This window comes from Streptomyces sp. NPDC050610, from assembly GCF_040654875.1.
Taxonomy (GTDB): domain Bacteria; phylum Actinomycetota; class Actinomycetes; order Streptomycetales; family Streptomycetaceae; genus Streptomyces.
Window position 1 is genome coordinate 1 of record NZ_JBFAIV010000036.1, and the last position, 20,763, is coordinate 20,763.

At 69.6% G+C, this 20,763-nt stretch carries 13 protein-coding genes and 4 pseudogenes; 8 read left to right on the forward strand and 9 right to left on the reverse strand.

The window, feature by feature from the left end:
* A pseudogene (locus AB0I22_RS32380) lies at positions 1–266 on the forward strand (IS701 family transposase); the annotation flags it as partial.
* A 377-nt stretch (positions 267–643) separates the two neighbouring features.
* A complete protein-coding gene (locus AB0I22_RS32385) occupies positions 644–1,699 on the forward strand; it encodes a ParB N-terminal domain-containing protein (protein WP_363134556.1) in 1,056 nt (351 codons plus the stop codon).
* Between the two features lie 386 nt (positions 1,700–2,085).
* Here the strand turns inward: AB0I22_RS32385 and AB0I22_RS32390 are convergent.
* From AB0I22_RS32390 to AB0I22_RS32400, 3 pseudogenes are all read right to left on the reverse strand, one after another.
* Positions 2,086–2,691, reverse strand: a pseudogene (locus tag AB0I22_RS32390) (ATP-binding cassette domain-containing protein); the annotation flags it as partial.
* Positions 2,692–2,954: 263 nt separating this feature from the next.
* Positions 2,955–3,092: pseudogene (locus AB0I22_RS32395) on the reverse strand (carbohydrate ABC transporter permease); the annotation flags it as partial.
* Positions 3,093–3,388: 296 nt separating this feature from the next.
* Positions 3,389–3,550, reverse strand: a pseudogene (locus AB0I22_RS32400) (extracellular solute-binding protein); the annotation flags it as partial.
* Positions 3,551–4,027: 477 nt separating this feature from the next.
* On the opposite strand from AB0I22_RS32400, the gene AB0I22_RS32405 reads away from it, so the two are divergent.
* Positions 4,028–4,963: a hypothetical protein gene (locus AB0I22_RS32405; RefSeq protein WP_363134557.1), complete on the forward strand. Its 936-nt coding sequence runs from the start codon at positions 4,028–4,030 to the stop codon at positions 4,961–4,963.
* Positions 4,964–4,997: 34 nt separating this feature from the next.
* Here AB0I22_RS32405 and AB0I22_RS32410 read toward each other — a convergent pair whose 3' ends face one another.
* The 4 genes from AB0I22_RS32410 to AB0I22_RS32425 form a co-directional block, all read right to left on the reverse strand.
* Positions 4,998–7,922: a condensation domain-containing protein gene (locus AB0I22_RS32410; RefSeq protein WP_363134558.1), complete on the reverse strand. Its 2,925-nt coding sequence runs from the start codon at positions 7,920–7,922 to the stop codon at positions 4,998–5,000.
* A complete protein-coding gene (locus AB0I22_RS32415) occupies positions 7,919–9,553 on the reverse strand; it encodes a phosphopantetheine-binding protein (RefSeq protein WP_363134559.1) in 1,635 nt (544 codons plus the stop codon). The genes AB0I22_RS32410 and AB0I22_RS32415 overlap by 4 nt, the downstream gene beginning before the upstream one ends.
* Positions 9,550–10,707 (reverse strand): hypothetical protein, encoded by a 1,158-nt coding sequence (locus AB0I22_RS32420; protein WP_363134560.1) that lies wholly within the window; start codon positions 10,705–10,707, stop codon positions 9,550–9,552. The genes AB0I22_RS32415 and AB0I22_RS32420 overlap by 4 nt, the downstream gene beginning before the upstream one ends.
* 364 nt (positions 10,708–11,071) lie before the next feature.
* Complete coding sequence (locus AB0I22_RS32425; RefSeq protein WP_363134561.1) at positions 11,072–12,301, reverse strand: NAD(P)/FAD-dependent oxidoreductase; 1,230 nt, start codon at positions 12,299–12,301, stop codon at positions 11,072–11,074.
* A gap of 140 nt (positions 12,302–12,441) precedes the next feature.
* Between AB0I22_RS32425 and AB0I22_RS32430 the strand changes: the two genes are divergently transcribed.
* Genes AB0I22_RS32430 through AB0I22_RS32440 form a run of 3 tightly spaced genes read left to right on the forward strand, consistent with a single transcriptional unit; the run spans position 12,442 to position 15,710 of the window.
* A complete protein-coding gene (locus tag AB0I22_RS32430; protein ID WP_363134562.1) occupies positions 12,442–13,920 on the forward strand; it encodes a class I SAM-dependent methyltransferase in 1,479 nt (492 codons plus the stop codon).
* A gap of 57 nt (positions 13,921–13,977) precedes the next feature.
* Positions 13,978–14,892, forward strand: coding sequence for a VOC family protein (locus AB0I22_RS32435; RefSeq protein ID WP_363134563.1), 915 nt, complete (start codon positions 13,978–13,980; stop codon positions 14,890–14,892).
* Entirely contained in the window at positions 14,889–15,710 is an 822-nt protein-coding gene (locus AB0I22_RS32440) for an SDR family oxidoreductase (protein ID WP_363134564.1), read from the forward strand. The genes AB0I22_RS32435 and AB0I22_RS32440 overlap by 4 nt, the downstream gene beginning before the upstream one ends.
* A gap of 162 nt (positions 15,711–15,872) precedes the next feature.
* Here AB0I22_RS32440 and AB0I22_RS32445 read toward each other — a convergent pair whose 3' ends face one another.
* Both AB0I22_RS32445 and AB0I22_RS32450 read right to left on the reverse strand, forming a co-directional pair.
* On the reverse strand, positions 15,873–17,297 hold the full coding sequence (locus AB0I22_RS32445) for an aminobutyraldehyde dehydrogenase (protein ID WP_363134565.1): 1,425 nt from the start codon (positions 17,295–17,297) through the stop codon (positions 15,873–15,875).
* A gap of 73 nt (positions 17,298–17,370) precedes the next feature.
* Entirely contained in the window at positions 17,371–18,624 is a 1,254-nt protein-coding gene (locus AB0I22_RS32450) for a cytochrome P450 (RefSeq protein WP_363134566.1), read from the reverse strand.
* A 218-nt stretch (positions 18,625–18,842) separates the two neighbouring features.
* Here AB0I22_RS32450 and AB0I22_RS32455 point away from each other — a divergent pair, with 218 nt between their 5' ends.
* Positions 18,843–20,207 carry a Rieske 2Fe-2S domain-containing protein gene (locus AB0I22_RS32455; protein ID WP_363134567.1) on the forward strand — a complete coding sequence of 455 codons (1,365 nt, stop codon included), beginning with the start codon at positions 18,843–18,845 and terminating at the stop codon, positions 20,205–20,207.
* Complete coding sequence (locus tag AB0I22_RS32460; RefSeq protein ID WP_363134568.1) at positions 20,197–20,763, forward strand: aromatic-ring-hydroxylating dioxygenase subunit beta; 567 nt, start codon at positions 20,197–20,199, stop codon at positions 20,761–20,763. The genes AB0I22_RS32455 and AB0I22_RS32460 overlap by 11 nt, the downstream gene beginning before the upstream one ends.

Consider the following 20,763-nt stretch of genomic DNA (forward strand, 5'->3'; position numbering starts at 1 on the left):
GCTCGGCCGAAGTACCCACCGGCGCAGGCAAGTTCCGCGCCGATGCCCTGGTGAAGAGGGTGCCGAAGCGGGCCTGGCAGAAGCTCTCGGCCGGATGCGGCGCGAAGGGGCAGCGGTTCTACGACTGGGCCGTCATCGACCTCGCCGAGCCGGCCCCGGGCCGCCACCAGTTGCTGATCCGCCGCAACCGCACCACCGGGGAACTCGCCTACTACCGCTGCCGCTCCACCACACCGACATCCCTGGCCACTCTGATCAAGGTCGCAGTCGCAGGGAAAGGTGCGCGGAATCGAGACGCGCGGAGGCCGACCTCCGGTCCGCCGTGCTGGCATCAAGGTGCCAAGGCCGGTTTGTCTCCCGGCCTCCGCCTTCCCCGCGCCGTGGCCGTTATATGAGCATGTGACGCCGTGGCGGTTAGCTGCGATCGGGCTTGATGGTCCGGCGCGGACAGTGCTGCGGTGCGGGTCGACGGGCGCGGCCGTGTGGACTTGCGTCGACGTAATTGACACAGCAGCCCGGCGTGCGCCATCGGGTACCGATATTGGAGGCGGTTAGAGGAGAGTCGGCTGAGTCCCGTGAGTGCGGCACGCCTGCGGGGTGCGACTCGCCATTCTCCCGTACGAGAAAGGGATATGTCGGGGCGATGAGTTCGACCATGGAGATTGCGCCGGACATGTTGGAGTGTCGAAGCTCGGAGTATCTGATCGCGCTGCGGGACAAGAGCCTCCCGACGGCGCCGGTTGTGGAAGTACCGATCGCTGCGCTGAGACTGACACGGACGCCGCGGCTGGCGGGGGAGGACAGCGAGTACACCCATGAGCTCGCCGAGAAGGAGACCCGGCTGCCTCCGATCCTCGTGCATCGCGGGACGATGTCGGTCATCGACGGTCTGCACCGGCTGCGGGCTGCGGAGTTGCGCGGACAGGACCGCATAGAGGTGCGGTTCTTCGACGGAGTCGAGGCCGAGGCCGACCTCCTGGCCGTGGCGACCAACATCGTGCATGGCAAGCCGTTGTCGACGGAGGATCGGATGGCTGCCGCCGGTCGCGTCATTGCCTCTCAGCCGCAGTGGTCAGACCGGGCGGTCGCCGTTGTCGTCGGCATGTCAGCCCGCAGGGTCGCCCAAATCCGCCGCCAGATGTCGGGCGACGTGTCGGCGTCGGACCATCGGATCGGACTGGACGGCCGGGCCAGGCCGCTTGACGCCACGCGCGGCCGTGAGGTCGCGGGAGCCCTCATCAAGGCGGACCCCAGCGCCTCGCTGCGCACCATCGCCCGGCAAGCGGGCATCTCGCCGGCCACGGTCGCCGATGTACGCAACCGGATCATGCGCGGCGACGATCCCGTGCCGCCGAAATTGCGGGGCATCACGCCCGGTCCGAACGGTACCCCGGAATCCCGGGAACGCGCTGCCGAGCGCTTCCTGAACGCCGTGCAGTCGCCGGAAGAACTGCTCGACGTCTTCAGCTCCTTACGGCGGGACCCCTCGCTGCGCTTCAACGACTCGGGCCGGACGATCCTGCGGTTGCTGGACGTCTGCGCCATGGTGGCGCGCGAACGGCAGACGATCCTCGCCTCCGTGCCGGCCCACTGCCGGGTGCCGATGGCGACGCTGATGAACGGTTACGCGGACCTGTGGCGGAGCCTGGGCGACGAGTTGAGCGGTGAGCAGGCCGTCGACGGTGCGGACGGCTTCTGACCTCGGGGCGGCACGGTTGTTCAAATCGACGTAGTCGGTACACAGGTGGGCGGTGCCCTCCCCCCACGGGTTGTGTTGTAGCGGGTGGTCACGCTTGTTGTTCGACGACGTCGCAGTGGCGGCAGTCGGTCCGGTCGAAGGCCAAGGGAGTTGGTGGCTTGCAGAATGTGCTGTCCGGCGCCACCACACTCTTTGTCGCGTCGGAGGTGGCCAGCGGCAAGGTAATCGGCTCCGCGTACAACGGTGGTTCGACAAGCTGGCTGACAGGGCGGGTACGACGAGGTGTCCACGAAGCCGTCCAGGCGTCGGAGAAAGACATCCACCGTTTTCCCGGGGCTGATCTTCGTCTTCGTGTAGGTCCCGGGGGCAGGAGCCACGCCGGGACGTCAGGACGGGCGGCCCAGATCGGCGTAGTCGTCGTTCCACAGGTCCTCGGTCGCGTCCGGGAGGATCGGCACCCGGTCCGGATTCAGCGCCGCGAGCGCGTGCTCGTCGTGGGCGACCAGCAGCACGGCGCCCGGATAGGTAGCCAGCGCTGCCAGCACCTCGTCGCGCGAAGCAGGGTCCAGGTTGTTGGTGGGCTCGTCCAACAGCAGGACATTGGCGCTGGAGTTCACGAGACAGGCCAGAGCCAGCCGGGTCTTCTCGCCTCCGGAGAGCACCCCGGCCCGCTTCTCCACGTCGTCCCCGGTGAACAGGAACGCCCCGAGCACTTGGCGGGCCTCGCCGTCACCCAGGTGCGGCGCGGCCGATGCCAGGTTGGCGGCTACGGTGGCGGAGAGATCGAGGGTGTCGTGCTCCTGTGCGAAGTAGCCGAGACGCAGTCCGTGCCCCGGCAGCACCTCGCCCTCGTCCGGCTCGGTGGCCCCGGCGAGGATGCGCAACAGCGTTGTCTTTCCGGCCCCGTTGAGCCCCAGGACGACCAGCCGGTTGCCGCGCTCCACCGTCAGGTCGACGCCCGAGAGCGCCTCCTGCGTCCCGTACGCCTTCGTCCAGCGTTGTCCTGCCGGCTCCGTTCCTGCCGACGAGCCCGACCCGGTCGCCGGGCGCGACGTTGAAGAACACCTTCGACAGGAGTAAGCGGGCGCCAGCCCGCACCTCTACGTCGCGTACGTCAAGCATGTGGCAGTGCTCCGGTCGAGCGCGAGGGGTGGGTGGATGCGGAAGTAAGGCGGACCCGGCTGGGCGACCGGCACATTGGCACCAACGTACCCGTCCGGTCGAGCTGTTCGGTCAGACACAGGTCGTGCGCCGGTCAGCTCTTGAGGGCGCCCTCGCCCGTCCCCCGGAAGAAGAAGCGCTGGAGGCAGGCAAACAGGACGTTGAGCGGGGCGACGGCGACGACGCTGCCGACGGCGTCCAGATGCGGGTCCCGGGAGAAGACACTGTGCAGGGGTACAGGCTGAAGGCCGTGACGCCCCCGACGCCGGGCAGCAGGAACAGGCAGGGGCTGATCGCCCGGTGCGCGGCGGGCCGGGTTCGCGCACTGCGTCGACTCATCAACTCTGCCACAGCAGGGCGTTGCACTGTGCGACGGCGTCGTCGAGCGCCTTCCGAGGCGACTTCTTGCCCTGGAGCGCCCTGCTGCAGGATCGTCTTCATCTCGTTGCTCATGATCACGGGCGTGTAGTTCACCGCGCCCTTGAAGCGTGCGGCCGCAGGCTCCTTGTCGAGGTTCGTCAGCAGACCCGCCTTGGCCAAGGGAAAGGCGAGGTCGGGCGCGACATGTACGGCGTCGGGCAGGGTCCCCGCACCGGCTTGGGCGCTGAGCTTGCCCCCGTAGCCGTCGGCGGGTTGGTCGGTCCACTCGACCTGGACGCCTGGATGCTGTTTCTCGAACTCGTCGAGGATTCCGTCAACGTAGTCCTTTTAGTTCGCCCGGAGGTTCCAGGAACGGAAGGTGATCTCCCCGGATATTTTTCCGCTCGCGCTGCTCTCACCGTCGTCGCTTCCGGAACAGGCGGTCAAGGCGGTGAGGGGCAGGAGGGCGATTCCGAGGTCGACCACTTTCGGACAAGACCTGCTGATTGAGGACATGGCCAACAAACTTCTTTGAATCGGAATTCCCGGCGTATGAGAGGGGAGGGAAAATTCCTGTCGCGGCTCCGGGTGTCAATGCTGTTCGACTCGGAACGGCCACCTTGACGCTGTGAACGAGGCGGCTCTAGCGTGATTCGCAATCCAGGGAAGCGAGTGATTACCTTGAAACCGGTCCTAAGGCTGCCCGTAGCCCTGCAGAGGGATCACAACACCTATCTCTCGGGTGCTTTTCCCCTCTGCGTTATCCTTGCGGACCCAGGCATGACCGGATGGTTCTACTCTAGATATGTGCAGCTTTATGCCATGGGCGCGTCGTCCGACGAGCAGACCCTGTACATCGACTTCCTCGATTCGTGGAGCTGTGCGGACGTTCTCGACGTCCGCGTCGTCGAACGGTCGGAGGCAGAGAGGATCGAGTCGTTCGTGGATTTCGCGAAGGACTTCCTCAACGAGGGGTTCTCCTGTGTCATATGGGTCGACGAGTCCCATCTGCGCAGCTGGTCTGAACCCTTCGTCCACGACCTCCTCCTCCACGGATACGACGACCGGACCCGGGAATTCGACGTTCTCGGCTTCGACGGCGACCGTGTCTTCACCCGCCTGCGCTGGGGATACGAGGAGTTCTCCGAGGCTTTCGCCCGCGGGCTCCGCCTCTCCGCGCCAGGCGGGCCCTTCGAGTACATCCATCATCCGATGAGGCTGATGCGCGCGAAGGGCCAGAGTCATGAATTCTCCCTCCCTGTCTTCAGAGGCCAGGTGTGTGACTTCCTGGGGGGTCCCTCCGCGGATCCCACCCGGGACGGGCGGAGCAACTGGTGGTGGACCTTCCATCCGGACCCGGAGAAACTGCCGGACGACTTCTCGACCGTCACCGGGGTGGCGGTCTACGAAAGGTTTCTGTATCAGCTGGGCGAATTGCACCGCAAGGGCAGGGAGGTCGACTATCGATTGTTCCACCTTCTGTGGGAACATAAGGCCGGTATGGTGAAACGCCTAGAGTACGTCTCCGAGAATCTCGGCATGGGGAAGTATCTTCAGGATGTCACGGCGGGCTACCGGATGCTGACCTCCGATCTCTTCAGGCTCCGTATGAATGTCCTCGCCGAAATGCGGCGGGGGAGGGCGGACGGGAACATACCCGAACATGCCGATGCCGTCAGACGGGTATGGCAGCGGGAAGAATCCGTGGCGGAGAAACTCCACGCGGTCCTGCGTGTCTTCTGACCGCACCGGACTTTTCTGCGACCGCACCGCCGGCTCAGCGTGCCGTGGAGAGCGAAGCGGCCAGGCCCGCGACGGTCGGGGCGGTGAAGAGCGAGTCCAGGGGGACCTCCACCCCGAACGCCTCCCCGACCTGCGTCAGCATGCGTAGTGCGTCGAGGGAACTGCCGCCCAGGACGAAGAAGGACTCGTGCAGCGTGATGGTGTCCTCCGGCAGTTCGAGCAGGCCCGCGAAGATCCCCGCGATGGTCTTCTCCTCGGACGTGGTCGGGAACTTCGGCCCGTCGTCCGGCCGGCCCGCGGCGGGCGCGGCCGTCAGCGCGGCCAGGTCGACCCTGCCGGAGGCTGTCAGCGGCATCACCGGCACCTCCACCACCTCGACGGACGGATCCTGCACCAGCGACTCCACCCGAGGGTGGGGATTCTCCGCCCGGCGTCGGCGGGTGACGAGGAGCGTTCGGCCTCCGGCCTCTTCGGCGGCCCCGGGGAGCAGGACGGCGTCGGCGACCGAGGGATGGGCGCGCACCAGCCGTTCCACCGGGTGCGCCGCGGAGAGCCGCTCCACGCTCCCGTCCGGCAGACGCCTTGCCGCGTCGCCGGTCGGGCGGGGGACGGTGCCCAGTCCGCGACCGAGGAACAGCGTGCCCGGAGCGCCCACCGGCGCGGGCCCGCCCGACGCGTCGAGGACCAGGAGTGTGATCCCGGCGGACGGACGGCCGACGCGCCCGGCCCGGCCGTCGTTGGTCCGGCCCCGGTGCATCGCGACCGGCAGCGGGTGCCCGTCGGGCCGGTAGAGGCCCACCAGCTCGCAGGCGGCACCGAAGAGCGCCGTGACGTGCTCGGTGTCCGCGTCCTCCAATGGCTCGCCGTCCAGCGCCAGCAGCCGCACCGTGTGTGTCCGGGCTGGGGGCCCGGCGGCGGCCCAGGACCGTACGGTGCGCGGGGTGGCACCCGTCAGGACCGTCGTCCGGTGGTCGGCGACCTGGCGCGGGACCCCGGTGGAGACGGTTTCTTCCGGAGCAAGGACCAGGAGCGCACCGGTGGCCAGGGCCGCCAGGGCCTGTGCCGCCCACGTGGCGCCGAGCGGCCCCAGGTGCAGCACGACGTCGTGGGAGTCCAGCCCGCAGACCTCGGCGAACTCCGCCGCGCAACGGCACTGTGCGTCGTGCCGTGCAGCGGCGGACGAGTCCGAGGCGCCAAGTTCCGGAAGGCCGCCGTCCAGGCGCAGCACCGGCAGGGCACCGGGCACCGCCAGGTGCGACAGGACCTGATTGGTCGTCAGCAGCGCGCCGGGGCGACCCTCGACAAGGGCGTGGGCCCAGTCGGCCTCGGCGTCCTGCGGGTCGAGAGCCAGCAGCGAGGCGCCCGCCACGGAGACGGCCAGGGCCGCGATGACGGTGTCCGGAGAGGGGGACGCCCACACCGCGACGGTGTCCCCGGCGCCGATACCCTGCCCGGCCAGCCAGTCCGCCACACGGCGGGACCGGTCGTGCAGTTCGCCGAAGCCGAGCCGTCGGCCGTCCATCGACACTGCGGTGAGGTCGGGGGCCGTCCCTGCCCGCCCGGCGACGGCGTGGGGCGGACACCGGGGCCCGCAGTCCGGCGGCACCGCCCGCGGCGTCCGCTCCAGCTCCGCCGCGCGCTCCGCGGCGGTGACAGCGGGCAGCTCCCCCAGCCGGCGGTCGAGGCCGCCGGCGAACCCGTCGAGGACCAGCTCCAGTTGGGCCAGGAACAGAACCGCGTCGTCGGCGGTGTAGCGGGCGTTGTCCCGCGCGATGATCAGTTGCAGCTCGTCGCCCTCTACCACCAGCACCGACAGCGGCAGGTCGTTGCGCTGCACGTACGAGATGTCCTCGACACCGATGGTCTGTCGGCGCAGGCCGGACAGGTCGGTGGGGTAGTTCTCCACGATTACGGCGGTCTCGAAGAGGGGCTGCCCCGCAGGCCGTCCCGCGGCCGACGCCACCTCGGCGAGGGCGACGTGCCCGGCCTGCTGCAATTCGACTTGCTGCGTGTGGGTGGCCGAGAGCAGTTCTCGCACCGACCGGGCGGGATCGGCGTCGACCCGGGTGGGCAGCGTGTTGAGCAGCACGCCGACCATCGCGTCGGAGCCCGCGAGCTCCGGGGGCCGGACGCTCACGGTGGTGCCGAAGACGACCGAGGGTTCGGCCGCGTAACGGGACAGGGTGACTCCCCAGGCGGCCTGGACCAGGCTGCTCAGGGTGATCTGCGCCTCACGGGCCGTGGCACGCAGACGGACCAGCCGGTCCCCGGGGACCGTCGTGCGTACTTCGGCCAAGCGCGCTCCGGCCGGCGCTCCACCGGGACGGCCGGTGCTCGGCAGGACGGTCGGCCCTGACGTGCTCGCGAGCCGCTCCGTGAGACCGCGTAGGGCCGGCGAGCCGGCCTGACGCTGCCGCCAGGCGAGGAAGTCGCGGTAGGGGCGGCGCTGCGGCAGCCGCAGAGTGATGCCCCTGCACTGCGCCTCGTACGCGCTCAACAGGTCGTCGAGGACGAGCTGGGCGCTCCAGCCGTCGATCAGCAGATGGTGGTAGGTCCACACCAGCACGTCGTGGTCGTCGTCGACGGTGACACAGGCAAGCCGGGTCAGCGGAGAGCGGTCCAGCCGGAAGCCGAGGGCCCGGTCCTCGCGCAGCAGCCGCTCCAGGCCGTCCGGCGGTCCCTGGCGCACGTCGTGCGCGGTGAAGGGGGCCCTGGCCTCACGGTGCACGACTTGCACGGGGTGCCTGGCCGTCCCGGCGTGGAAAGAGGAGCGCAGCACCGCGTGGTGGCCCACCACAGCCTCGAACGCCCGGCGCAGTGCCCCGTGGTCGGTCCGGCCGGTCAGCCGGCAGGTCAACTGGCTGACGAACAGGGCGGTGTCGTCGTCGCGCAGGGAGTGCAGCAGGATGCCCTCCTGCAACGGCGCAGGCCGAAACACGTCCTCGACGCCCTGGTTCATCGGTCCGCCTCCTCATCCGTGCCCGAAAGCATCCCGCTCAGCAGGGCGTCGAGATCGTCTTGCGCCAGCCCCGACAGAGCGAACCGCTCGGCGCTCGGCCGTCCCGCGCCGTCGCCAGGGACGGCTTCGGCCAGTTCACCGATCCGTCCGACTGCACGGTCCAGCAGTTCCCGCACGGCTTCCTCCCGTACGCCCCGCGGGTCGTAGGACAGGTCGACACGCACCCGGCCTGCGTCCGGGCGGGCCACGGCGACGAGCGCGTCGGGTCGGTCCGGCTCCGGTGGGGCGTCGCGGAACTCGAACGGTCCGTCGGCCGCCAGGACGTCCGAAACCGGGGCGTCCGGCTGCGGGGCCCAGTGGAGCCGCAGCGTCGGCCGGGGCAGGGCCGCCAAACGGCCCCGTGTCCCCGCGTCGAAGGAGAGGTGGCGCAGCGCGCCGAAGTCCGCGCCCCCGTCGGACACGGCCCTCAGAGCGGTGAAGACGTCCTCCAGGTCCTGGTGCACATCGGCGTCGTGTGCGAGGGCGACCGTGAAGGGGAACACGGCCGTGAAGGGACCGACCGCGGTGGAGAAGTCGAGGTCGGGGGGACACTTCTCGCGGCCGTCGGCGTCGAGTTCGGCGGCGAAGACCCGTGCCGCGACGGCCTCCTGCGCCGGAGGCGCGAACGCGGCCGCCAGCACTGCGGTCATCCGAGCGGCGTCCATGGTGAGGGCCGGCGCGAAGGCGGTCAGCGTACGGGGGCCCACCGGCGGGCCAGAGACGTTCACGGCGACGGGCAGCGGCGGGGGAGAGACCGGCAGCCGCTGCCAGTGCTCCATGCGGCCGGCGGCCTCGTCCCCGTTCGCCCATTCGGTCAGCAGCTCTGCCCACCGGTCGAAGGAGTCCCCGGCGGCGGGCGGTAGGCCGGGCTCGTCCCGCTGCGCCAATTCAGCCGCGTGGACGAGGTCCTGGAGCAGCGCGGGCCAGGAAACGAGGTCGGCGCCCAGCGGATCAACGGCCACCGTCAGCGTTCCGGGGCCGCCCGGCCCGGCGTCGACGAAGGTCGCGCAGATCAGGTCTCCTCGGTCCGGGTTGATCCGGCCGGTCAGTTCCGCGACGGTCTCCCCGGGCTCAGCCGGTGCTTCCCCGGCGACCGTGTCGACGACTCTCAGCACCGATGCCGAGCCCGGCGGTACGGACAGCGCGACCCGCGTCCACCGTCCGTCCTCCCGCACCAGCCGCTGGCGCAGGGACGGATGACGGGAGAGCAGGGAGCGCAGCGCCGTGCGGATGACGTCAGGACGCAGCCCTGGAGCGGTGCGCAGCACCGCCATGCGCGGTGCACGGGGCCGCTTTTCCTCCCGGGCGCGCAGCAGAGCGTACTGCTCCGGCGAGGGGAACATCGTCGGCCGTTCCGAAGCGTTTCCCGCGCGCAGAGCCTCGGTGAGCTCGGCCAGGGTGGGGTGGGTGAACAGCAGTCGGGGGGTAAGCCGAATGCCGACCTCCTGGGCGCGGCGGCAGATCATCATGGCGGTGATGGAGTTGCCGCCCAGATCGAGAAAGTGGTCGTGGTCGCCGATCTCCTCGACGCCGAGCGACTGGGTCCAGATGTCCGCGAGCGTTCGCCCGAAGGTACCGGGTTCGGATTTCATGCGAGACCACCAAGTCGTGATGAGTACAGGGGCGCCGGGCCAAGGGTTCCGGTGATCTGCGGCGGCCAGCCGGCCTCGTCCAGGCCGTACTGGCAGAGGAATGCGAAGGCCAGCCGTTCCAGGCCGAAGCCCATGCAGCCCGAGCGCAGCGTCGAAGTGTCCGCGAACGCGAGGTCGAAGCGGCGGGTGAAGAAGTCGTCCGCGTAGTTGAAGGAACCGACGGCGACCGTCCGTCCGTCACCGATCGGCATCCGCAGTTCGTACTTGGTCTCGGCGAGCGCTTGGACGGCGAGCTGGTCGCCGCGGTCGGCGCCGAGGAAGAAGGGGTCGTTCGCGACCTCTAGGTGAGCCTGCAACCCGAGGCAGGCGAGGAGTTCGCGGACCTCCTCCATCAGCCGCTGACGGGTGTTCCGGACGAAGGTCCGGTCGCCGAAGAAGACCGTCTCCCTGATGGTGAAGTCCCACAGACGCTCCAGGCCGTGCGCGTAGCGCGACTCGTGCCGGAACGACGCGCCGCGGCTGGTGATCACAGTGCCCTTGCCGGGCGCGAACCGGCGGCCGGCGAACTGGTGGTAGGTGTGGAAGCACATCGTCGGCGGCAGACAATGGTCCGCCGGGGCCGCCAGGCCCACGGCGTAGTCGGACACCTCTGCACCCTCCTGCTTGAGACGGGCGAACCGTCGGTAGGAGTCGATGTCGGAGTGCAGCCGGGTCACGAACATCACGAAGTGCGGGAACGAGTCGAAGTAGCCGCACCGTTCCACGACCGAGGTGGGCAGCAGCGTCGGGTAGCGGTACTCCACCGCCGCGAACCGCTCTGTGACCAGGGCGCGGAGCGTGGCGTCCAGCCGGTCCAGGACCCTCAGCAGCGGCCCGCCGATCGCCATCTGCCCGGGTCCCGAGTGGAACACGTCGTCACGATCCAGCAGTTCGAACAGCACGTCGCGCGCTTCGCGTCCCGAACCCGGCAGTTCCCAGATCTTCTTCTGCGGGATGTTCATCCGGCGGCTGATGTCCTCGGCGACCACCTCGCGGACGGCGCGGGCGATCTCGCTCGGCGTCCGGCGGGCCGTCGCGGAGATCCGCAGCGCCAGGCCCGTCAGCAGGCCGTCCGGCGACATGAGGAGGGAGAAGTCCTCAATTCCCTCATCCATGAAGAAGACATGGCGGGTCAGGTCCTCTGAATGCCACGCGCCGAGCGGGGCGTCGAACGTGACCTGGTGCCATTCTCCGTCATCGGACGAGCTCTCCTGTCGGGTTGAAATAGCATTCACCACCAGAACGGGTACCGTGGTCGTCGGATGCGCGACACGATATGCAAGGACTTCACTGTCTGACCACCGCCGCCGTGTTTCGGGAGGATTCCGGACAGTCCCGTCGGCCGCGACGGATTTGCGTACTGCTCGGCGGGATCCGTCAGCGCCGTCCGGGGAGGTTGAATTCCGAATGCGGGAAGGTCTGAGTTGTGTGGCTCATGTTCCGAGATTCACGCCGAGCGGAATCTGGTGTGTCCCGTGTTCAAGTGCGGTCAGGAAACAGTCGGCCGGCGGCGTCCGGTGCATGACGCCGTATCCGGGCCGGTGTGAAGAACTCCTCGATCCGCAGGCTCCCCGCGAAGACCCCCAGCAGGTCCTGGCGCAGCGACTCGTCCTTGGCGGAGGCACGCAGCAGCCCGGCGAAGTCGTCGTCCAACGGGGCGAGGGACGCCTGACGACAGATGAACTCGAACGTCGCCCCGCGCCCCGCGTCCCGCCGCGCCGCGTACCGGGCCAGGGCGCGGGCCATCGGCGTGCGGCCGGCCAGGCCCTGGCCGAGCGCCCGGGACAGGTGGTCCGCGTCGGTGAAGGCGTCCGTGATGCCATGCGCGCCGATCGGGTCCTTGTGCTGGCCGGCGTCGCCCGCCAGCGCCCATCCCGGGCCGTGTGCCTGGCGGAAGAAGTTCGGCACCCGGCCCGCCGCTCGGACCCTGCCGGTCCGTTCGGCCCCGCGCAACCGCCCGGCCACCTCGGGCAGCCGCTCCAGCGACCGCAGGTACAGCCGCTCGGCACCGGTGTGGTGGGCCAGGAACTCGGGGCGCGGGAGCGTCAGCGCCACCACGGTCAGCCCGTCATGGGTCGGCCACATCGCCACCCCCCTACCAGGCCGCACCACCGTCCGGGCGCCGTCGACCGGCAGGTGAGCCCAGTAGGCGTACAGGGTCGAGGCAAGCGCCCCGCGGTCACGGGTCATTGGGGCGGCCACAGCCCGCGCGACCGTGGAGTCGCGCCCGTCGGCGCCGACCACGACACGGGCGAGCCCGGTGAAAGCGTCACCCCGCCGGTCACGGCCGGTGACCCCCACGACGGTGTCGCCCTGCCATAGCACGTCGCGCACCGCGCAGCCCTCGCGCACCTCCGCGCCGGCGGCGCGGGCCGCCCTGACCAGCAGGGCGTCCAGGACATGGCGCCGCGGGGCGTAGGTGGTGGCCGGCGCGCCGTACGACAGCGGGGTGCCGCTGAGCACCATGTCGCCAAGGTCCACGCTCAGCCGCTCGATCGGCGGGCAGCCGGAATTCGCCAACGCGTCCAACAGACCCCAGGAAGACAGGAGTTCGATGCCACCGCGCAGGATCCAGTGGGTCGAGAGCGTGTCGCTGGGAAATTCGGCACGGTCCAAGAGCAGAACCGAACGGCCCGCGCGGGCGAGCAGCATGGCGAGCGGTGCTCCAGCGCACCGGGCACCCACGACGATCACATCGTACTGACTCATGCGGGACGACTGTAGAAGCCCGGCGGGGGTTCGCCCGGTGTTCGATGTGAGCACTCGCACGGCCCTGTGTCTTCATGGATCAGCCCATAGGATCGCCCGACACATCCTGCACGGATTCCCGTTCAAGGGAGGGCACTCGAATGTCGAAGCCCTTTGGAAGGATCGCGCCGGAGCGGACCACGCCATTGGAATGGGCGGCCGCACTCGACGCCCACCCCCGGATTCGGGCGGTGGAAATGGAATACGGGCCCGAGGGAAACCTGTCCCGCATACACGTGGTTCCCCACGAGGACACGTCCGGCCTCGGTACGATCGTCGAGGATTTCGCGGTGGATTCCTGGCGTGCGGTCTTCGAAGACTGCTACGACCCCGCCGGATCCGACGACGAGCTCGAGGACGCGCGCTACCGCGGCTGGCGGGACGGCATTACGGGACTTCCGGTACCCGCCGCCGACATGGCCGAGTGGGCCGACGTCACGGTGGAGCGGATCGCCAGGCGCGCGCCCCGCCGGATCCTGGAGATAGGCGCCGGATTCGGCCTCCTGATGGAGCCGTTGGTGCGGAGGCTGCGCCCCGCTTCGTATACCGCCACCGACTTCTCCCAGCACGCCGTGGCGCGGCTGCGGGAACTGGCGGGCCCGCTGACGGCACAGTCCCCGGACACGGAGATCACTGTGGCAGAGGGCGACGCGCTGGCCCGCCCGCCGGGAGACGGCTACGACATGGTGGTCATCAATTCGGTCGTGCAGTACTTCCCTTCGGTGCTGTATCTGGAGGCCGTACTGCGCCGGGTGCTACCTCTGGTGCAGCCGGGCGGGCACGTCTACCTCGGAGACCTGCGGCACCCCCGGCTCCTCGGTGCGATGACTGCGCTTGGGCACCGCCGGGCCGCGCCGGGCGCAGCCCGTGAAACGCTCGCCGCGCGCGTGGCCCGCGATCTGCGGCTGGACGGCGAACTCGCCGTGGACCCCGGACATCTGCACCAATTGCCGCGGTGCTTCCCCAAGGTGACGGAGGTGGAGAGCGCCCCGCGCCGCGGTGCGGCCCCGACCGAGATGACCCTCTACCGCTACGACGCGGTCCTGCACGTGGGCTGCGCCAAGCCGGACGGTGGACCGGAGTGGGCGGACGGCGGAGAGCTGACCCTTGAACGCGCCGTGGCGGCGTTCGCATCGCCATCGGCCGTCGCGTTTCGCGGCATCCCCAACGCCCGCCTCACGGATGGCCTGCGGGCGTGGCGCGACTGGGGGACATCCCAGGCGGATGCCGGCGGAGCCGAGGCCCACGGTGCTGGAACGTGCGGCACCGCGCTCGACCCCGAACTGCTCTGCACGCTGGCAGAGCAGGCCGGACGGCGTCCGGGACTGCGGTGGACCCCGGAGGGCGACGATGGCCGCTTCGACCTGTGGTGCCCGGAGGAGGACGGCACCCGACAGCCGTCCTGCACGGAGGCACCGGCTCCGGGCGACGACGCGCCGCCCGCGAGGCAGCCCGTCTACCCGCCGGGCACCGAGGCCCGCCGGCGCGAGGAGATCCGCTCCGCGGTCGCCGCCCTGCTCGCGCCCGGGGACGAGCCGCCGGAGGTGGTCTTCGTGTCCTGGCTGCCCGGCGCGCGCTGACCGGCGAGAACCGAAATCCGTGATCCGCCCGACGACATCATTCGAAAGAGGAAGAACATGGTTGCGCACGTCCGGCACGTGGCACTCGGGGTGCCGAATCTCGGTAAGGCCCGCGATTTCTACGAGAAGCGCTGGCAGTTGGAGCTCGTGACCTCCGACGGGGAACTCGACTACCTCGGTTCCGGCTGCCCGGAGAGCCATGTGCTGCGGCTCAGGGAGACCGAGGAGCCGAGGGTGGACCTGCTGTCGCTGGCCGCCGACTCTCCCGCAGAGGTCGACGAGATCGCAGATCGAGTCGGCCGCCACCCGCAGGCACGGCTGGTTTGTGAACCCGGGCCGCGTCACGAACCCGGCGGGGGCTACGCGCTGCGGTTCCTGGACTGCGACGGCCGCACCGTCGAGGTCTCCGCCGACGTGCGGGGGCGGACGTTCCGCCCGGTCGAGGAGACCGAGGTTCGCCCGGTCGGCATCAGCCATGTCGTGCTCAACACCCCGGATGTGCAGGCCGCCAGCACCTTCTACGCGTCCGTGCTCGGCTTCCGGGTCTCGGACTGGGTGGAGGACATCATGTGCTTCATGCGGACTGGCCGCGCCCACCACATCGTCGCCTTCAGCGCGGCACCGCACACCTCGCTCAACCACATCGCCTTCGAGAACCGGGGGCTCGACGAGTTCATGCGGGCTACCGGCGCGATGATGCGCGAGGGGATCGCCCCGCTGTGGGGGCCGGGCCGGCACGGTGTCGGGCAGAACACCTTCGCCTACTTTCAGGACCCTTCATCAGGGTTCGTTCTGGAATACACCACCGCGGCGCAAATCATCGACGACGAGCACGGCTGGACGCCGAAGGTGTACCCGGCCTCGGCCCGCACCACAGATGTGTGGGGTACGGCCAACACGCGTGACGCGCACATCTCCGCCGCCCTGCACGGGCTGCCGGACCCCGGCGTGTGGATGGCGCCGCCGGTATGAGCGATTCCCAGGACACCGAGGCCCCTGCCACGGCATCGGCCGCCGGGGCCCGGGGCACGGCACCGGTCGCCCTGGTCACCGGCGGCTGCTCCGGCATCGGCCGGGCGGTGGCGGAGGACTTCGCGGCGCACGGCCACCGGGTCGTGGTCCTCGACCGGCAGGTCCCGCAGGGGGCGCCCCCGCCTGGGGTGTCGTATGTCGAGGGCGACGTGCGCAGCGCCGAGGACAACGCCCGGGCGGTCGAAGAGGTGGTCGCCCGCCACGGGCGCCTCGACGTGTTCGTCGGCAACGCTGGGGTGCACGACGGGGGAGCGGGCCTGCGTGACCTCCCCGCGGCCGAGCTGGCCGAGGTGACCCGCCGCGTGCTCGACGTCGACGTGCTCGGCTACCTCCTCGGCGCCCGGGCCGCCGTGGAAGAGCTCATCCGGACCGGCGGATGCATGGTCTTCACGCTTTCGGACGCTTCCTTCCTGGTCAGCGGCAACGGTGCCGGCGTGGCCTACGCCGCGGCCAAACACGCCGCACTGGGCGTCGTGCGACACCTCGCCGCCGACCTCGCGCCCCGGGTGCGGGTCAACGCCGTGGCGCCGGGCGGCGTGGTAACCGGGCTGCGGGCGGTGGACGCAGTCACGGACGAGGGCCGGCTGGTGTTCCTGCGCCGGGAGGAGATCGAGCGCACCATCCGCGCGTACAACCCGCTCGGCGTGCTGCTGGAACCGGCGCAGCTCGCGCCGTACTACCGGTTCCTGGCATCGGCCGCGGCTGTGGGGCTGACCGGCGAGGTACTGCGCCCGGACGGCGGGCTCGCGGTCCGCTGAGGGATGGCCCTCAGCGGTGTCGTCCGGATCCCGTCGGACCGAGCGGGCCCGAGGCGCGGCGGCCGTAGCCGGCGCGCCCCATACGACGTCCCCGGGCCGGACGCCCAACTGCGCCGCGATCGCGGTTGAACGTGGTCGGCCCGCGCCCCGGTGTGCGGGACCTCAGCCGCCCACGTGATGCATGACGTGCTTGATCCGGGTGTACGTCTCGAACCCGTACACCGAGAGGTCGTTGCCGTTACCGGAGCGTTTGAACCCGCCGTGCGGCATCTCGGAGGGAAAACCGAGGTGGGTGTTGACCCACACCGTGCCGCAGTCGAGGCGTCCGGTCAGCCGCATGGCCCGGGTGTGGTCCGTGGTCCACACCGCCCCCGCCAGCCCGTACTCCAGGTCGTTGGCAAGCCGTACGGCCTCGTCCTCGGTGTCGAAGGGCTGGACAGTCAGGACCGGGCCGAAGACCTCGGTGTGGACGATCTCGTCGTCTTGGCGCACGCCGCTGACGACGGTCGGGGCGAAGAAGTAGCCCTCGTCGCCCTGGCGCACACCGCCGGTGCGCACGCTCGCGTGCTCGGGGAGCCGCTCCAGGACACCGCTGACGCGCTCAAGCTGGGCGGCGTTGTTGAGCGGCCCGTAGAACGCCTCGGGGTCGGACGGCGGACCCAGGTGCACCGCCTGCGCTGCCCGCACCAGCCGCTCCACCAAGTCATCGTGGATCGTGCGGTCCACCAAGATCCGCGAGGCCGCGGTGCAGTCCTGTCCCGCGTTGCAGAAGGCACCCTCGACGATCTTGGCGGTGGCCGCGTCCAAGTCCGCGTCCGCGCACACGACGACCGGTGTCTTCCCGCCCAACTCCAGGTGGACCTGTTTCAGGGTCGCGGCCGCGCGGCGGGCGACGTCCATGCCCGCGGGCACCGAACCGGTCAGCGAGACCAGCGAGGGCACCGGGTGCTCCACCATCAGTCGGCCCGTCGAGGGGTCGCCGCAGACCACGTTCAGCACCCCGGCAGGCAGGAACTCCGAGGCCATCTCCGCGAAGAGCAGCGCCGTGCCGGGCGTAGTCCGCGCCGGCTTGAGCACGACCGTGTTGCCCGCCGCGATGGCCGGGGCGCTCTTGAGGACCGTCATGAGCAGCGGGAAGTTCCACGGCGCCAGCTGGGCGCAGACACCGACCGGCTCGCGGCGCACGTACGAGGTGTGCGCTCCGTCGTACTCGCCTGCTGACCTGCCCTCCAGCAACCGGGCGGTGCCGGCGAAGAACCGCAACTGGTCCACCAGCAGGGGTACTTCACCCGCCGCGGCGGTGCTTCCGGTGTCACGCGCCTCGACGGTGGAGAATTCCTCGGCCCGTGCCTCCAGGGCGTCGGCGATCCGCAGCAGCGCCTGCTGCCGCTCGGACGGCGTGGTCCGCCGCCACTGCTCGAAGGCGTTCGCGGCCGCCCGCATCGCGGTGTCGACGGCCTGCGGGCCGCTGACCGGGGCCTGCGCCCAAGCCTGGCCCGTACACGGGTCGACCAGTTCGGCGTAGGCCCCGGCGGCGGGCTCGGACCGCTTGCCGTCCACGAAGTTCGACAGTTTCAGAAGGGACATCGCTCTCCTTGAAGGATGAACGCCCCGACCGTTCGCGGCCGTGGCGGAGATTCGGCGGCGGGGGCGGGCGGTGTCAGGCCACGCCGTCCCGCATCCTCAGCTCGGTGAACCCGTGGAAGCCGAGGTTGTTGTTGTAGTTGAGGCTGTCCTGCACCACCCGGAGCGACGGCATCCGCCGGTAGAGCGAAGCCAGCGCGATGCGCAGGGTCTGACGCACCAGCGGGTCGCCGAAGCACAGATGCCGCCCGGCGCCGAAGGTCAGGTGCCTGTTGGGGGCGGGCCGCCCGAGCCACAGCGAGTCGGCCTGCTCGAACTGACCCGGATCGCGGTTGGCGGACGCCACATACAGCATGATCGGCCGCCCGGCGGGCAGCACGATCCGCTCGCCCGCAGCGGTGGTGTAGGGGATGTCGGACTGGGCCACGCGACCGACGAACTGCACCGGGGTGCACAGCCGTAGCAGTTCCTCGACCGCGCCGTGGACCGTCTCCGGGTGCAGGAGCCGGTCGCGCTCGACGACGGGCACGTCGGCGAGCACCTGCACGCTGTTGCCGATCATGTAGCGGATCGAGGCGACGCCGGCGAAGAGCAGCAGCGCGGCCTGCGCTACCACGTCCTTCTCCGAGAAGCGGTGGCCGTGCACCTCTGTGGTGCGCAGCGAGTGGAGTAACCCGCCCTGCTCTTCCGAGTGGCGCATCGTCTCCGGCGAGGCCAGGAACTCGGTGAGTTCACGGGTGCTGGCCTGGGTCCGCTTCAGGTGCTCGACGGTGACCTGAGTGGAGCCGAAGAGGTGCGCGATGTCGTCGGTCCACCGGTTCAGCTCCGGGTGCGCCTCGACAGGCACGCCCAGGACGTCGGCGATCACCATGGCCGGCAGCGGGAAGGCGAACTCCGGCATCAGGTCGAAGCCGCGCGGGTCGACGTCGTCCAGCAGACGGTCGACCAGCCCCTGGATGCGGGGCTCCAGCCACTCGTCGGTGAACGGACGGTAACCGTGGTTCGCCTGCCGCCGGTTGACGGTGTGCTCCTTACCGTCATGGAAGGCGAGCCACCGCTCGTAGACACCGATCATGTCGGCGAACTCCGTGCGCTGCTCCTCCGGCAGGAACCACAACGGCACGGCGGCCCGTGCGTTGGAGAGGCGCTCGTCCTTCATGAGCCGCAGACAGTCCTCGTAGGAGAAGAACAGCCAGGCTCCGCCGAAAATGCGGTCTGACCGGAAGGCCGGACTCTCCACCCGCATCCTCGTGTAGAACGAGAATGGGTCCGGTATGTATTCGAGGTCGTTGTGTGAGAATTTCTGCGCAGAGAGCGCATGAGCCGTCACGGCGATTCCTTTCTCCGGGAGGTGATTCGCTGCTCGCTGCTGATAGCGGCACCGACTCACTGAAACAGGATCGCGTCGTGCTGGCAATGCGCTGATCGGCGGTCGAACAGGGTGATTGACGAGCCGGGTGGACAAGCTGGTCAGACAGCGGCGGGTCGGTCTAGAGTCCGGTGATCTCCAAGAAATGCCGTGCCGATCGCTGAAAAGGCGGAGAGAAGATGACGGATACCGGACGAGCGCCGTCTGCGCCGCAGAGGTTTCGGCTCGATCGCCGGGCTTTCTCCGACGACCAGATCCTCGCGGAGGAAATCAGCCGAGTGTTCCGGCCCACCTGGCAGCTCCTCGGCTTCGCCACCGAATTGCCCGACATTGGCGACTATGTGCTGCGACGGCTCGTCGACGACGGGGTCATCGTCGTGCGCAACGAGGAGGGCGGCATCAGTGTGCTGCTCAACTCGTGCAGCCACCGCGGAACGCAGCTGTGTCGAGCCACCTTCGGAAACAGTGCGCATTTCAGGTGCAGTTACCACGGCTGGACGTACGCGAACGACGGCCGGCTGGTCGGCGTCCCGAGTGTCCGAAAGAACTATCCGGCCAATTTCGAGAAGTCGGAGTTCGACCTTCGGCGGGCCAGGGCCGAAATATATCGGGGTTTCATCTTCGCCACCTGGAGTGAGGACGCCCCGCCGCTGCCGGAATACCTCGGTGAGTTCCGCTGGTATCTCGACGCGATGCTCGACCTCACCGGCGGTGAGTGGGAGGTCTACGGGCCTCCGCAGCGTTCCGCAGTAAAGGGAAATTGGAAGATATCCACCGACAATTTTGCCGGTGATGGATATCATATGGGGACGACCCATCAGGCGGCGTTCGAACAGAGCATCTACGGCAGCAGCCTGGCCGACGGCACGCTGGGCGTGGGCGAACTCGACCTTATGGCCGTCAACATCAGTACCCCGCAGGGTCACGCCGTACGCGCCGGCTACGTGATCGAGAAGGGTGATCCCCGGCTGCCCGAGCGGAGCCCGGACGAGGTCGCGTACCTCGGCTACCCTCGCGAGGAATGGCCCCGCTTCACGGAGAGCCAGACCTACGAGCAGATGCAGTTCAACTCGCACTGCGAGGTCGTCCACGGCACCGTCTTCCCGAACGCCGCCTTCCTGAGCGTCTCGCACGACCACGCCGTCGGACGCACCGACGACCCCCTGACGAAATACTTCGTCTGGCGCACTCACACGCCCCTGGATGCCCGGCACACAGAGTGCACCTACTGGACGCTGGTGCCCACTTCCATGAGCGAGGAGTGGAAACAGCGCTCCTACGCCTTCCAGGCGCGCTCCCAGTCGGCCGGCGGAATCCTCTTCGAGATGGACGACTTCGAGAACTTCGCCCGCATCGACGCGGCGATCTCCGGAAGCGTCGCCGACACCGCCCCGGCCGACCTCTCCCTCGGCCTCGGCCTGGGAACGCCGCTACCCGACTTCCCCGGTCCCGGAGCTGCCGAGCACCTCACCCTGTCCGAACACAACCAGCGTGGCTATTACCGGCGTTGGTCCGAGCTGATGGAGACCCCCGGTGTCAACTGACGAGGGGCCGGTGCAGACCCTGCCAGAGCAGACCCCCTTCCCTGTCCGCAGGGAGCGCCGGCGGGCCATGGACGCGCCGCTGCGCGACTTCCTCACCGGGGAGTCGGCGCTGCTCGACGACCGCGAGTACCAGGAGTGGCTGGACCTGCTCGACCCGGACTTCCTCTACCAGATACCCGTGCCGCTGCTCCGGGAAGACCCGTATCTGGCGCGCCACAGCGACCGGGCGATGCTCTTCGAGGCCACTAAACACATCCTTGAACTCAAACTCGGCCGTGTCGGCTTGAGGCACGCCTGGTCCGACCGCCCCGGCGGAGTGACGCGCCGCTTCCTGGGCGCGGTCCGGGTGTTCACCACCGGGCGCCCCGGCACCTGGCGGGTCGACAGCGGGGTGCTCGCCACCTGGACCCGAGGTCGGGACGAGGCCGCCCTGGCCACCGCCGCCCGAGAGGACCTGGTGACCGAACTCCCGGACGGCATTTACCGCCTGGACCGGCGCCGGGTCCTGCTGGACACCGAAGTGCCCACCCACGAACAGCTCTCCATCATCTTCTGA